This window comes from Cerasibacillus terrae, from assembly GCF_008039555.1.
GTDB lineage: Bacteria > Bacillota > Bacilli > Bacillales > Amphibacillaceae > Cerasibacillus > Cerasibacillus terrae.
Map to the genome: position 1 here is coordinate 48,812 of NZ_VDUW01000009.1, position 13,666 is coordinate 62,477.

Annotated in this window: 16 protein-coding genes and 1 other annotated feature; of the genes, 12 read left to right on the forward strand and 4 right to left on the reverse strand. The window is 33.8% G+C overall.

Annotated elements, in window-relative coordinates:
* The first annotated feature begins 25 nt into the window (after window positions 1-25).
* The 4 genes from infC (at window position 26) to FHP05_RS11970 (ending at window position 1,895) form a co-directional block, all read left to right on the forward strand.
* Complete coding sequence (infC, locus tag FHP05_RS11955) at window positions 26-532, forward strand: translation initiation factor IF-3 (protein WP_147668545.1); 507 nt, start codon at window positions 26-28, stop codon at window positions 530-532.
* 52 nt (window positions 533-584) lie between these two features.
* Window positions 585-776, forward strand: coding sequence for a 50S ribosomal protein L35 (gene rpmI, locus FHP05_RS11960; RefSeq protein WP_147668547.1), 192 nt, complete (start codon window positions 585-587; stop codon window positions 774-776).
* A 44-nt stretch (window positions 777-820) separates the two neighbouring features.
* Window positions 821-1,177 (forward strand): 50S ribosomal protein L20, encoded by a 357-nt coding sequence (gene rplT / locus FHP05_RS11965; RefSeq protein ID WP_147668549.1) that lies wholly within the window; start codon window positions 821-823, stop codon window positions 1,175-1,177.
* 148 nt (window positions 1,178-1,325) lie between these two features.
* Window positions 1,326-1,895 carry a TVP38/TMEM64 family protein gene (locus FHP05_RS11970; protein ID WP_147668551.1) on the forward strand — a complete coding sequence of 190 codons (570 nt, stop codon included), beginning with the start codon at window positions 1,326-1,328 and terminating at the stop codon, window positions 1,893-1,895.
* A 28-nt stretch (window positions 1,896-1,923) separates the two neighbouring features.
* On the opposite strand, the gene FHP05_RS11975 is transcribed toward FHP05_RS11970, so the two are convergent.
* Window positions 1,924-2,316 carry a sigma-w pathway protein ysdB gene (locus FHP05_RS11975; protein ID WP_147668553.1) on the reverse strand — a complete coding sequence of 131 codons (393 nt, stop codon included), beginning with the start codon at window positions 2,314-2,316 and terminating at the stop codon, window positions 1,924-1,926.
* Between the two features lie 104 nt (window positions 2,317-2,420).
* On the opposite strand from FHP05_RS11975, the gene FHP05_RS11980 reads away from it, so the two are divergent.
* On the forward strand, window positions 2,421-2,906 hold the full coding sequence (locus FHP05_RS11980; RefSeq protein ID WP_147668555.1) for a dUTP diphosphatase: 486 nt from the start codon (window positions 2,421-2,423) through the stop codon (window positions 2,904-2,906).
* 171 nt (window positions 2,907-3,077) lie between these two features.
* On the forward strand, window positions 3,078-4,163 hold the full coding sequence (locus tag FHP05_RS11985) for a M42 family metallopeptidase (protein ID WP_147668557.1): 1,086 nt from the start codon (window positions 3,078-3,080) through the stop codon (window positions 4,161-4,163).
* Between the two features lie 36 nt (window positions 4,164-4,199).
* Here FHP05_RS11985 and FHP05_RS11990 read toward each other — a convergent pair whose 3' ends face one another.
* Together FHP05_RS11990 and sspI are read right to left on the reverse strand one after the other, a co-directional pair.
* A complete protein-coding gene (locus tag FHP05_RS11990; protein WP_230973999.1) occupies window positions 4,200-4,823 on the reverse strand; it encodes a lytic transglycosylase domain-containing protein in 624 nt (207 codons plus the stop codon).
* Between the two features lie 92 nt (window positions 4,824-4,915).
* Window positions 4,916-5,134 (reverse strand): small acid-soluble spore protein SspI, encoded by a 219-nt coding sequence (gene sspI, locus FHP05_RS11995; RefSeq protein WP_147668559.1) that lies wholly within the window; start codon window positions 5,132-5,134, stop codon window positions 4,916-4,918.
* 99 nt (window positions 5,135-5,233) lie between these two features.
* Here sspI and FHP05_RS12000 point away from each other — a divergent pair, with 99 nt between their 5' ends.
* The 3 genes from FHP05_RS12000 to pheT all read left to right on the forward strand — a co-directional run bounded on the left by FHP05_RS12000 (window position 5,234) and on the right by pheT (window position 9,800).
* On the forward strand, window positions 5,234-5,986 hold the full coding sequence (locus tag FHP05_RS12000; RefSeq protein ID WP_330998092.1) for a TrmH family RNA methyltransferase: 753 nt from the start codon (window positions 5,234-5,236) through the stop codon (window positions 5,984-5,986).
* Window positions 5,987-6,039: 53 nt separating this feature from the next.
* Window positions 6,040-6,274, forward strand: a binding site (T-box leader).
* Window positions 6,275-6,324: 50 nt separating this feature from the next.
* Window positions 6,325-7,359 carry a phenylalanine--tRNA ligase subunit alpha gene (gene pheS, locus FHP05_RS12005; RefSeq protein ID WP_147668561.1) on the forward strand — a complete coding sequence of 345 codons (1,035 nt, stop codon included), beginning with the start codon at window positions 6,325-6,327 and terminating at the stop codon, window positions 7,357-7,359.
* A gap of 11 nt (window positions 7,360-7,370) precedes the next feature.
* Entirely contained in the window at window positions 7,371-9,800 is a 2,430-nt protein-coding gene (pheT, locus tag FHP05_RS12010; RefSeq protein WP_147668563.1) for a phenylalanine--tRNA ligase subunit beta, read from the forward strand.
* Window positions 9,801-9,842: 42 nt separating this feature from the next.
* Here the strand turns inward: pheT and rnhC are convergent, their stop codons facing one another.
* On the reverse strand, window positions 9,843-10,790 hold the full coding sequence (gene rnhC, locus FHP05_RS12015) for a ribonuclease HIII (protein ID WP_147668565.1): 948 nt from the start codon (window positions 10,788-10,790) through the stop codon (window positions 9,843-9,845).
* A 184-nt stretch (window positions 10,791-10,974) separates the two neighbouring features.
* Here rnhC and zapA point away from each other — a divergent pair, with 184 nt between their 5' ends.
* From zapA to polX, 3 genes are all read left to right on the forward strand, one after another.
* Entirely contained in the window at window positions 10,975-11,256 is a 282-nt protein-coding gene (gene zapA, locus FHP05_RS12020; protein ID WP_147668567.1) for a cell division protein ZapA, read from the forward strand.
* The gene (locus FHP05_RS12025) at window positions 11,249-11,797 is read left to right on the forward strand and encodes a CvpA family protein (protein ID WP_147668569.1); all 549 of its coding nucleotides are present in this window, start codon (window positions 11,249-11,251) and stop codon (window positions 11,795-11,797) included. The genes zapA and FHP05_RS12025 overlap by 8 nt, the downstream gene beginning before the upstream one ends.
* Window positions 11,798-11,945: 148 nt before the next feature.
* Window positions 11,946-13,664 carry a DNA polymerase/3'-5' exonuclease PolX gene (gene polX, locus FHP05_RS12030; protein ID WP_147668571.1) on the forward strand — a complete coding sequence of 573 codons (1,719 nt, stop codon included), beginning with the start codon at window positions 11,946-11,948 and terminating at the stop codon, window positions 13,662-13,664.
* Window positions 13,665-13,666: the final 2 nt, after the last annotated feature.

Sequence of the window (13,666 nt, forward strand, 5' to 3'; positions counted from 1 at the left end):
GAGGTGGCTTGCAATTAGCAAAGATATGAACGTCAATGAGAAAATTCGTGCCAGGGAGGTTCGACTCATTGATTCAAACGGTGATCAACTTGGGGTAAAATCGAAAAAAGAAGCATTAGAAATAGCTAAAACACGTAATTTAGATTTAGTTTTAGTTGCTCCAAATGCAAAACCGCCAGTTTGTCGAATTATGGACTTCGGAAAGTATCGTTATGAACAACAGAAGAAAGAAAAAGAAGCTCGTAAAAAACAAAAAGTGATCAACGTGAAAGAAGTCCGCTTCACACCTGCTATTGGTGAACATGATTTCAATACGAAACTAAGAAATGCACGTAAGTTCCTAAGTAAAGGTGATAAAGTAAAAGCAGTTGTTCGTTTTCGTGGACGCGCAATCACTCATAAAGATTTAGGAAGAGAAGTATTGGAACGTCTAGCAGATGAAGTAAAAGACATTGCAACCGTTGAATCGAAAGCAAGAATGGAAGGACGTAATATGTATATGATGCTTGCTCCTTCTGCTGAAAAAAAATAATCAATACACATGATTTAAAAGAATGTGTTGGATGATACAAGGAGGAAAATTAATGGCTAAAATGAAAACCCATAAAGGTTCTCAAAAACGTTTCAAGAGAACAGGAACTGGTAAATTAAAACGTTCACATGGATATACAAGTCACTTATTTGCCAATAAGTCACAAAAAAGAAAACGTAAATTACGTAAAAGTGCACTTGTATCTGCTGGTGACTACAGACGTATTAAAAACATGCTTCCATAAATTTTAGAATGAAATTTTAACAGATTGTCTTAGGAGGGAACAACATGGCAAGAGTAAAAGGTGGTACAGTTACGCGTAAACGTCGTAAACGTGTACTTAAACTAGCCAAGGGTTATTATGGCTCAAAAAGAACATTATTTAAAACTGCAAAACAACAAGTTATGAAATCAGGTCAATACGCATATCGTGACCGTAAACAAAGAAAACGTGAATTCCGTAAATTATGGATTGCTCGTATCAACGCAGCGGCACGTATGAATGGACTATCATACAATAAATTAATGCATGGTTTAAAATTAGCAGGTATTGAAATTAATCGTAAAATGCTTTCAGACCTTGCTATCCATGATGAAAAAGCATTTGCTCAATTAGCTGAAAAAGCAAAAGCTGCATTACAATAAGTAAGAAGATCAAATCAGTATATGAACTGCTGATTTGGTCTTTTTTTATTACTTATAATAGAAAAACATAAATTCATGTAAGCAAGCATATAGTTATATGGGACCATCAGATGTTCATGTGTTTTTATAAATGTAAAGGAGGGGAGGAATGGAACAACTCGGGGCTTATATCCTAACATTCGTTGAGAACGGTGGGTTGTTCGCACCAATTTTATTTATCGGCTTTCATTTACTTCGTCCTCTACTATTTATTCCAGTTATTTTTATTTGTGTTTCGGGTGGAATACTTTTCGGGACACTTGCAGGTACAATCTATTCACTTATAGGAATTACATTGTCAAGCTTATTATTCTATTATATTGTCCCCGTTGCACCAAACACATTCAAAAAACTCATCCATCTTCGAAAAAGACTAATGAACGATTTAGAATTAACACCCTACCAAATTGCTTTTCTACGACTTATACCGTTTATTCATTTTCATCTTTTATCTCTATGTTTATTAGAAATGTCAACTAATTTTAAAGAATATGCCAAGTTCTCTATTTTCTCTAATATTCCAATTGCCTTTGTGTACACGATGGTTGGTCAATGGGTTTCCACATTATCTGTTACCTATATGCTCCTTTGTCTCATGATGTTTGGATTATTCATTATTCATTTTCGTCGGAAAGAAAACATCATCAAATGGAAAGAATTTTTCCAAACAGTTGGATAAAAATAGCCCATCTCAGAATTGAGATGAGCTATTTTTTCGATAAAAGCAATTGATCAATGGGGTGCTTCCATGTAATATTAGCATGTGGATAGCGAGTTAAAATCTCCTTTTCAAGGAAATATAAATCATCGCGTGAAAGTCCACGTAATTCTAAAGGATTCCGAACAGAAATGTTTATATCTACAACCTCAAAAGATTCTTCTGTCGTACCTAGATATTTTTCACCCTCAAAAGAACAACCTTTATATACAATTTGAAAATTTCTTTGGCTATTTTTAGGATCGTCTAGAAAGAAAAATCCTCTTTCTTCTTTTGCAATTCGTAAGTATCTTTCAGGATTTCGAAAATATTTTATGATAGTATAGAAAATAATAGCCAATGAAATAAGAATAAGTATGCGGAATAAATAAACAATGACCATTTTTACCGTCTCCTCAGTACTTGTTAGTCATTAATACGTTTTACGTTATGAAGAGGTTTCATAATTTGTAAAAAGAAATAAAAAAAATAAAGGGGTAAAGCGAATTGGATTGGACATCATTATTTACCATGCAAAAAAACTTAGATAAATACATAGAAACAAATCATGATTTAACAACTAGAAATACATTTCGAGAAAGGTGTTTAGCCTTACTTGTTGAATTAGGAGAACTTGCAAATGAGACAAGATGTTTTAAATTTTGGAGCAAGAAGCCAAGAAGTGAAAAAAAGGTAATTCTTGAAGAATATGTAGATGGGATACATTTTATTTTATCATTGGGTTTAGAAAAAAACTACTATTATGAATCAAAAGATATTGAACAATCATCACTCTCAGAAACAGAACAGTTTATGCTAGTGTATGAGAAATGTCTACACTATAAAAATGATCCAACACAACAGCTCTACAATGAATTATTCACATCATTTTTACAACTTGGCCAAATATTGGGTTTTGATGAAGAAGATATACAATTAGCATATCGAAAGAAAAATGAAATTAATTATGAAAGGCAGAATCAAGGGTATTAAGTTATAAAAATGTTTAAAAAATATATAGAGTGGAAAATCTAAAAAATTCTCCATTAGGATATTTCAAGTATATTGTATTTCTTAGCTTAAATGGATTGCTTTTTCATAAATGGATAAAAAAGGTTATAATAAAGATATATCTTTATTTCTATCATTTTTAGGAGGGTTTAAATGGCGAAAATGGATGAAACATTGACAATGCTAAAAGATTTAACAGATGCAAGAGCAATTTCTGGAGATGAAAAAGAAGCAAGAGAGGTTATGAAAAAATACATAACACCATATGCAGATGAAGTGTATACAGATAATATTGGTAGTTTAATTGCTAAGAAAACCGGGGATGAAAATGGTCCAAAGGTGATGGTTGCAGGACATTTAGATGAAGTTGGGTTTATGGTTACACGGATTGATGATAAAGGCTTTATCTTTTTCCAAACAATTGGTGGTTGGTGGAGCCAAGTTATGCTCGCCCAACGTGTTACGATTGTTACAGATAAAGGAGACATAACTGGTGTAATCGGTTCAAAACCACCGCATGTACTGTCACCTGAAGCAAGAAAAAAACCGGTTGCAATAAAAGATATGTTTATCGATATTGGTGCATCCAGTAAAGAAGAAGCATTGGAATTTGGTGTGAAACCAGGGGATTCCATTGTTCCTTATTTTGAGTTTACACAATTTAAAAATGAAAAAATGTTAATGGCAAAAGCATGGGATAATCGAATTGGCTGTGCGATTGCAATTGAAGCATTAAAGCAATTAAAGGAAAGTGATCATCCGAATATCGTTTATGGTGTTGGAACGGTCCAAGAAGAGGTAGGTCTACGTGGTGCGAAAACATCCACACACTCCATTAAACCGGATATTGGTTTTGCGGTGGACGTAGGTATTGCAGGTGATACTCCTGGAATCAGTCAACAAGATGCAGATAGTAAATTAGGCGATGGTCCGCAAATTATTCTTTATGACGCTTCTATGATTTCACATAAAGGATTACGTGATTTAGTCATTGAGACGGCAGAAGAGAAAGAAATTCCATATCAATATGCTTCTATTGCAGGCGGTGGAACAGATGGAGGCTCCATTCATTTAACAGCAAATGGTGTTCCAACATTATCCATAACGATCGCAACTCGTTATATCCATTCACACGCAGCTATTTTGCATCGTGATGATTTTGAAAATGCGGTAAAGTTAATTGTGGAAGTTATTAAGAAATTGGATAGAGATAAAGTGAAGGAAATTACATTTGGATAAAAATTAGGGAGGCCTCTTTATAGCCTCCCTATTTGTTTATCCATAATATGTACTCATTACTTTTTTAACATAGCTTTTTGTTTCTTGAAAAGGTGGTATCCCTTGATATTTATCGACATTACCTGGGCCAGCGTTATATGCTGCTAAAGCTAATTCTAAATGTCCATTATATTTATTCATCATTTGACTGAAATACTTTGTTCCACCTTCAATATTCTGAACTGGATCATATAGGTTTGTGACCCCAAGAAAACGCGCTGTACCTGGCATTAACTGCATGAGTCCAGTAGCACCTGCATGGCTTTTTGCTTGCGGATTATAATTTGATTCATGTTTGATAATAGCGTGGATCATTTTTGGGTTGACTCCATACTTTTCTGCCATTTGATTGACAATGGAATCATAATCGTTATTTATGCCTATTGTTTTATTTTCAGTAGGCACAACAGGCATTGTGTTTGATGGCCTTTTAATAATTGTATGATATGTATTTGCATTTTGTGTTAATTGGTTGGCTCGCTCTATTTTATCCTGTAAGAGCTGTCTAAATGTCATATCTATCATTGGTGAAAGATTTGATTGTAGCTTATTCGTTGATGTGATCAGTGGTGTTCCATGTGCTTGAATAAAATGCTGGACAGATCTTGTATCAATATGCATGAGTTCACTCCTTCTTTATACCAATTCATATTATACTATATATGGGATAGTCTAGCATATAAAATGAAAAAAAACCCGCTATGAATAGCGAGTTAAATACTTGCCTCTTTCACTCCTTGCTCTAGTGCTTGAATCATTTCATTTCTTTCCTGTTCTTCTGACTTTCTCCATATTAATTCAAAAAGTACACCAAGGCCAGGTAACATTTTCTCTTCACCATTTTCAATCGCATCTACAATTGTTGCCTCTAATTGTGTTTGATCATTATTTGCAATGTTGGCAATAATTGCCTTTCGTAAATTTAAATTCAAGAAATCACTCCTTTGCTAGAATATACTATAAATAGTTTGACCACCCTAACGTAAAATATGTATGATAAAAAGAATAAAAGGTAACAGGGAGACTATAAAATGGATATCATCACATCGATTCAAAATAACAAAGTCAAGCAGTGGCGAAAATTATATAAACGAAAAGAAAGATTAAAGACAAATACATTTCTTGTAGAGGGATATCATTTGGTAGAAGAGGCAAAAAAAAGTGGCTGGGAAATAAGAGAAATCATTCTCGTCGAAAATAAAGATATCCCTACTTGGTGTCAACATTTCTCTGTTTTTTTAGTTGGTGAGTCTGTATTGAAACATATTTCCCGAACAGAGACATCACAAGGTATTTTGGCAGTTATAGAAATGAAAGAAACACCACTTCAAAAAAATAATCATGTCTTATTATTAGATGCTATACAGGATCCGGGTAATTTAGGAACAATCATTCGAACAGCAGATGCTGCTGGATTTGGTGCAGTCATTCTAGGTGAGGAAACTGTTGATGTATTTAATGATAAGGTAATCCGTGCAACACAAGGTTCTTTGTTTCATATTCCTGTTATATCAGCAAAATTAGAAGATATGATAGAAGAACTAAAGGAAGTTGGGTTTACAATCTGGGCTTCTACACTGGAAAAGGCGACATATTATGATGAACTAGACGTACCTAAAAAAGTAGCTCTCATCTTAGGAAATGAAGGGGCAGGAATTCGTCAAGTATTACTGGAACAGGCAGACACATGTGTGAAAATCCCTATCTACGGGAAAGCTGAATCTTTAAATGTAGGGATTGCTGCAAGTATTTTGATGTATTATATTAAACAAAAACAGTCATAGAAGTTGCAAAAAAACAATAATATCATTATAATATGTTTTAAATGAAGTAGAATATGAAAGCAAAGAAGGAGCTTATAAATAACGAATTTATAGGATAGGGAGGAAATGCCTTAGACTGGAAGCATTTCTACTATAATATATTTATATTTCACTCTGGAGCTGACACTTGGACCTAACATGACTTCATGTAAGTAAAGGTGTTCCGGATTTAATCCGTTATCAAATGAAGTTGGGCAATATATATTGCCAACAAGGGTGGTACCGCGAAATGAAACCTTCGTCCCTTTTTTAGGGATGGGGGTTTTTTTGATGAAAAAATTTAATAGGAGGTTTAAACCATGAAAGAAAAACTAGAGGCAATTCGTAATGAAGCCATAGAAAAGATTCAGTCTGTCGATGAAATAAAAAAATTACAAAAGCTAAAAGTGACCTACTTAGGTAAAAAAGGGTCCATTACATCTGTTTTACGGGGGATGGGGAAACTTACCAAAGAAGAACGACCTGTGATAGGGAAATTAGCAAATAAAGTTCAAGAAACAATTGCGCAATCCATTCAAGAAAAGCAGGCCATAATTGAGCAAAAGGCAATGGACAAACAATTACAGGAAGAAGCAATTGATGTTACATTACCAGGAAGACCTATCCAGGTTGGTGGAAGTCATCTCCTTACAAACATTGTCCACGAAATTGAAGACCTATTTATTGGAATGGGCTTTGAAGTAAAAGAAGGACCACAAGTGGAAACAGATTATTATAACTTCGAAGCATTAAATTTACCTAAAAATCATCCGGCTAGAGATATGCAAGATTCTTTTTACATAACAAATGAACTGCTATTACGCACCCACACTTCACCAGTACAAGCACGTACAATGCGAAGTTATAAAGGGGAAAAACCTGTAAAAATGATTTGTCCCGGAGTTGTTTATCGTCGGGATAGTGATGATGCAACACACTCACACCAATTTAATCAAATCGAAGGATTATATGTTGATAAAGATGTCCGTATGAGCGATTTAAAAGGAATGCTTAACATATTTGCAAAAAAAATGTTTGGAGAAGATCGTGAAATCCGTCTCCGTCCAAGTTTCTTCCCGTTTACTGAACCATCTGTTGAAATGGATATATCATGTAAAGTATGTTCTGGAAAAGGGTGTTCTGTTTGTAAGAAAACAGGCTGGATTGAAATATTAGGTGGGGGTATGGTTCATCCACATGTATTAGAAATGGCAGGATATGAACCAAATGTATATACGGGTTTTGCATTCGGAATGGGAACGGACCGAATTGCTATGTTGAAATACGGAGTAAATGATATTCGTCAATTTTATATGAATGATAAACGCTTTATTACGCAATATCACCAAGCATAGGAGGTTTTAAGATGTTAGTCTCATTAAATTGGTTAAAAAAATATGTAGATATCGATGGTATTGATCCAGAAGAATTAGCAGAAAAGATAACTAAATCAGGCATTGAGGTTGATGGTATAGAATATATCGGTGAAAGTGATTTAAATGTTGTTGTCGGTCATGTAGAAACATGTGAGAAACATCCGAATGCAGATAAATTAAATGTTTGTATGGTAGATGTTGGAGAAAGTGAATCTTTGCAAATTGTTTGTGGAGCACCGAATGTAAAACAAGGTCAAAAAGTAGCCGTTGCAAAACCAGGAGCAGTTTTACCTGGGAATTTCAAAATAAAAAAAGCAAAACTACGAGGAGTGGAATCCAATGGAATGATCTGCTCCTTACAAGAATTGGGAATCGATGAAAAATATATTCCAAGTCAATTTGCGGAAGGAATTTATGTGTTTCCAGAAGATGTAGAAGTTGGTGTTCAAGTAGAGGAATTACTAAATCTAAATGATGTAATTCTTGAATTTGATTTAACACCAAATCGTTCGGATGCTTTAAGTATGTTAGGCGTTGCTTATGAAGTGGCAGCCATTTTAGATAAACCGCTTCAATTACCAGAGGTTCGTATTTCGGAAATAGAAGAAGAAGCAAAAGAACATATATCTGTTCAAGTAGATGCCACTGACTTATGCCCATATTATGGTGCTTTTATCATTAAAGATGTTGAAATAAAATCTGCACCATTATGGATGCAAAATTATTTATTAGCAGCAGGAGTTCGACCAATTAATAATGTTGTTGATATTACAAATTATGTTTTATTAGAATATGGTCAGCCATTACATGCTTTTGATTACGACAGACTTCAATCAGAGAAAATAGTTGTGCGTAGAGCACATACAGATGAAAAAATGACTACTTTAGATGATGTGGAACGTAATCTTTCGGAAGATAATCTTGTGATTACAAATGGCGTAAATCCTGTTGCCTTAGCTGGTGTTATGGGAGGAAAAAATACAGAAGTTCATCATGCTACGAAAAATATTCTTTTAGAAGCAGCTTTTTTCGACCCTACAACAGTACGAAAAACAGTGAAAGAAACAGGATTACGTAGTGAAGCTAGTACAAGGTACGAAAAAGGTGTGGACCCAAATCGTGTAAAAGAAGCAGGGTTACGTGCATGTCAATTACTTGAAAAGTACGCAAATGGTAAAGTACTAAAAGGACTTGTTGAACATGACAAACTTGATCGTTCTGAAAAAATGGTATCCATTCATACAGATGAAATTAATAAGCGATTAGGGACCTCTATTTCAATAGATGAAATAGGAGACATTTTACGCAAGTTACAATTTGAATACACTCAAAATGACTTACAATTTGATGTTCGAATTCCTACAAGACGTGGGGATATTACAATATTTGAAGATATGTTAGAAGAAGTTGCACGAATCTATGGATATGATCATTTACCTTTTACATTACCAAAGCATTTTTCTCAAGTAGGTAGACTCACACCTAAGCAACAACTAACACGTAAAATCAATGCCTTTTTACAAGGTGCTGGCATGATGGAGGCTAGAACATATTCTTTAACTAATAAGTCTTTAGTAGGGCAATTTATTAGCCCAGAAATACATGAACATAATCCACAGGCTATTTCTGTGCTTAGTCCAATGACTGAGGATCATCAATATTTACGCCTAAGCCTATTACCTGAATTACTTCAATCACTTTCATATAATCAGGCGAGAAATCAACATCATCTTGCATTATATGAGGTAGGAAATATTTTTCTTTCGAATGAAACAAAGTTAACGAAACAACCACAAGAAAAGACACGTATTTCAGGAACATTAACAGGTGAATGGGTTACACATGAATGGCAACAAGAAACGAAGCAAGTGGACTTTTATGTTGTAAAAGGTATATTAGAAGGATTGTTTGCCTTTTTAAATATACGGGTGGAATATAAAGCTTCTGCGTTGGCTCAAATGCACCCGGGTAGATGTGCAAGTATATATTTAAATGGCAAACCAATTGGATTTTTAGGTCAAATTCACCCACTTGTACAAAAAGAAATGGATTTAAAAGAAACATATGTATTTGACATAGATTTTGAAGAACTTGTACAACAATATGAACATCAAACAACATATAAAACAATTCCTAAATACCCATCCATCCAGCGTGATGTGGCATTTATTATGGATGAAGATTTATTAGCAGGAGATATTCAGCAGTTAATTGAAGAAGTCGGGACATCACTAGTTAAAGAAGTACATGTTTTTGATGTGTATGCAGGAGAACATTTACCGGATGGAAAGAAATCAGTCGCTTTCAATTTAGTTTATCAAGATCCTGATAAAACACTGAAAGATAAAGAAGTAGATGAATCTTTCCAAGAAATTGTAGAAGCTGTTAATGAACAATTTAAAACATATATTCGCTCTTAAATAAAATTAGAAACGATATGGAGAAATCCATATCGTTTTAATTTACAGGAACGAGTATGCTTTTTTGGTATTTGCAAAATGAACTTTCGCACAGGAGGTTAATGCAGATTCACCATGTCTTCTTATAATATCAGCAATGACACGATCCACTTTAGAGGATGCTCCTTTTGGTATAGTGGTACCAATCTCATTTGATAGGCGATCCATTTCAGTTAGAAATTTTGTCCGGGCAATAATGGATGCAGCAGCTACCGCAATTGAATAACTTTCTGCTTTCGTCATAAAAAAAGTATCCATTGTCAATTGTTCATTTTCAGTAGCAAGATGTTTTTTAAACACATTTGGTTGACAGAATTGATCAATTAAAATACCAGATAAAGGGGAATTACCTATCTTTTTAGTAAGATTTTTTATTGCGTGATGATGCATCATTGTTTTCATTTTTCCTTGTGTCCAACCGTTTTTTTGCAATTGATTATATTTCTCATTCGGTAAAACATGTAAAACATAGGGGATTTTTAAGTCCATTAATTTTTGTGCGGTTTTTCTTATTTGTTGATCTGTAATATTTTTTGAATCACGAACACCGATTGATTTTATTGTTTCGATTTGATCCTCCTGTACGTAAGCGGCAACAACCGTGATTGGACCAAAATAATCTCCAGTACCTGCTTCATCTGTTCCAATATGTGATGAGATAAATAGATTTCTAGGTGGAGAAAAACTATGTATTGATGTTTTTTTATTTTCGCTTTTCATAACCTTCCTTGTTTTCGTAGTATTTGTATTGTTACTCTGCCATTTATTTACTTCAACTTCCGGAGATTTGCCTTGAAATAATACTTTCCCTGATTTATAAGCAGTAATCACTGCATATTCTGTTTTTGCTCGAAAAATAGCCCCCGGTGGTTCAGTGGTTAATTTATTGGTATAATGTTTTTGCATTTCTTTAATGATTGATTCTGGAAATGTATCAACATGTTGGGACATACCATCTCTCCATTTCTATGTAAACATAAATTGATATTACCACATACACTATAGCAGAGTTAAACGATGAAGAACAAGAATTGTTTTCAAATAGGTGACTTCATGGTAAAATAAATGAAAGAAAATGGATTGATTATCGAAAACTTTAATATATATGGAATAGGTGTTTTAGGGAGGGTAGCAGGTGGAACAAGATGAAAAAAAGAAAATCACAGTCAGTATCCACAATAAATCCTATACAATTGTAGGCACAGAGCCTAGACAACATATTCAATTAGTTGCGAGTCTTGTAGACCAAAAAATGAAAGAAATTCAAGATATGAATAAAAACTTAGATACAACGAGTTTAGCTGTTCTTACAGCTGTTAATACGATGAATAATTATATGAAATTAAAAGAAGAGTATGCAACATTACTCGGCAACATGAAAAAAGATAGAGGAAGAGGCAAACGGAAGCATGGCTAATTTAATTGTTATTTTATTTTTATTATTTGGTTTTTTAATGGGGTTAAAACGTGGTTTGATTTTACAGGTGTTTCATTTGGTCGGTTTTATTGTTGCATTTATTGTTGCAGCACTAAGTTTTAAAAAGTTATCAAGTCATTTGGAAATGTGGATTCCGTTTCCAGGATTTTCTGATCAAAATGTCTGGTCAGATGTATTGAACTCAGCTCCTGTTCAAGATGCTTTTTATAATGCTATTGCATTTGCAATTATTTTTTTTATAACTAAAATTATATTACAAATCATTGCATCTATGTTAGATTTTGTGGCATCTTTCCCTATTTTAAATTCAGTAAATAAATTACTTGGTGCTTTTTTAGGGTTCGTTGAAGTTTATTTAATTGTATTTATTGTTTTATTTATATTGTCATTGACACCAATAGATACAATTCAGAATTGGTTATCTACATCTACACTTGCAAAAGTTATCATTCAAAGTACACCTATACTGTCGAATAAAATCCAAGATTTATGGTTTGTGAGTTTACAGAGCATTATTTGAATATAATCCCGTTAACACATATAAGAGACTGATTCATGGTTTTGGGAATGTACGAACTGGTATATATGATATACAGCAAGTATGATCTCTTCCGAATGAGTCTCTTTCGTATTAGAAGAAAGTTACTGTTAGATAGCAGGTGAGTGAATTGGAAATAAATAAAAAAGACGTTATACAATTATTAGAAAAAATTGCCTTATATATGGAATTAAAGGGGGAAAACCCTTTTAAAATTTCTGCCTACCGAAAAGCAGCTGCGCAATTAGAAGCAGATGAACGAACAATTACAGAAATAGGGGATTTTACAACCATAAAAGGAATTGGAAAGGGAACAAATGCAGTTATCGTTGAATATATACAAACAGGTCATTCCGGAACTCTCGCACAATTGGAAAAAGAAGTTCCCTCTGGTCTTATTCCACTACTTCGTGTACCAGGATTAGGTGGAAAAAAATTATCAAAATTATACCAGGAACTAGGGATTACTGATTATCATACGTTAAAACAAGCTATTCTGGATCAAAAAGTAGAAAAGCTTTCAGGCTTTGGCAAGAAATCCGCTAAAAATATATTGCAAGCCTTAGAACAAGTAAATACACGTCCAGAGCGTATCCCAATAGCTGTTGTCTTACCAATTGCCGAACAAATTAAATCTTATTTACAAAAGTCCCCAATTATTCAAGCGTTTTCCGTTGCAGGAAGTTTACGTAGAATGGAAGAAACAGTAAAAGATATTGATTTTATTATAGCAACAGATAAACCAACAGAAGTAAGGCAGTATCTATTAGCAATGGATGATCTAAAGGAAGTCATTTCTTCTGGAGATACAAAAATCACAATTGAATTAAACCATGCTTATGGAATCCATGTTGACTTTCGATTAGTAGAACAAAAAGAATTTGCTACGACTTTGCACCATTTTACAGGTTCTAAAGACCATAATGTGGCATTACGACAGCTTGCCAAGGTACGTGGAGAAAAAATTAATGAATATGGTGTGGAAATTGAAGAAACAAATGAAATATTAACGTTTTCATCAGAAAAGGAATTCTTTCGTCATTTTGGTCTGTATGAAATACCTCCAGAGGCTAGAAATAACAAAGGAGAGATTGAGTTATTTCAACATCAATCTTCCTATTTAAAAGTAAGTGATATCCGTGGTGATTTACATATGCATACAACCTGGAGTGATGGAGCCCATTCTGTAGAAGAAATGGTACTTTCTGCTCGAGATAAAGGATATGAATATATCGCCATTACAGATCATTCTAAATCACTTCGAATTGCAAATGGATTAGATGAAACTAGATTACGAATTCAACGTGAAGAAATTGAAAGGCTGAATGAAAAATATTCGGATATTCATATTTTTGCTGGTGTGGAAATGGATATTTTACCAGATGGACGCCTAGATTTTTCTAATGATTTTTTACAAGAAATGGACTTTGTGATTGCAGCAATTCATTCCAGTTTTAAACAATCGGAAGAACAAATTATGTATCGACTTTTTCAAGCATTGGAAAATCCGTATGTCTCCCTTATTGCTCATCCAACAGGACGACTAATAGGTAGGAGAGATGGATATAAAGTTGATATAGAACGACTAATAGATCATGCTAAACAAACAAATACAGCACTTGAAATAAACTCCAATCCTAATCGACTTGATTTATCAAGTGAATGGGCGGAGATGGCATATGTTAATGGTGTTCGGATAGCGATTAATACAGATGCACATCATAAGAAAAGATTAGAACAAATAAAGTACGGGGTAGGAGTTGCAAGAAAAGCAGGTCTCCAAAAGGAAAATGTGATTAATGCATGGTCAAAAGAACAGTTACTTTCATTTTTTAATGAAAAGAAATAAAG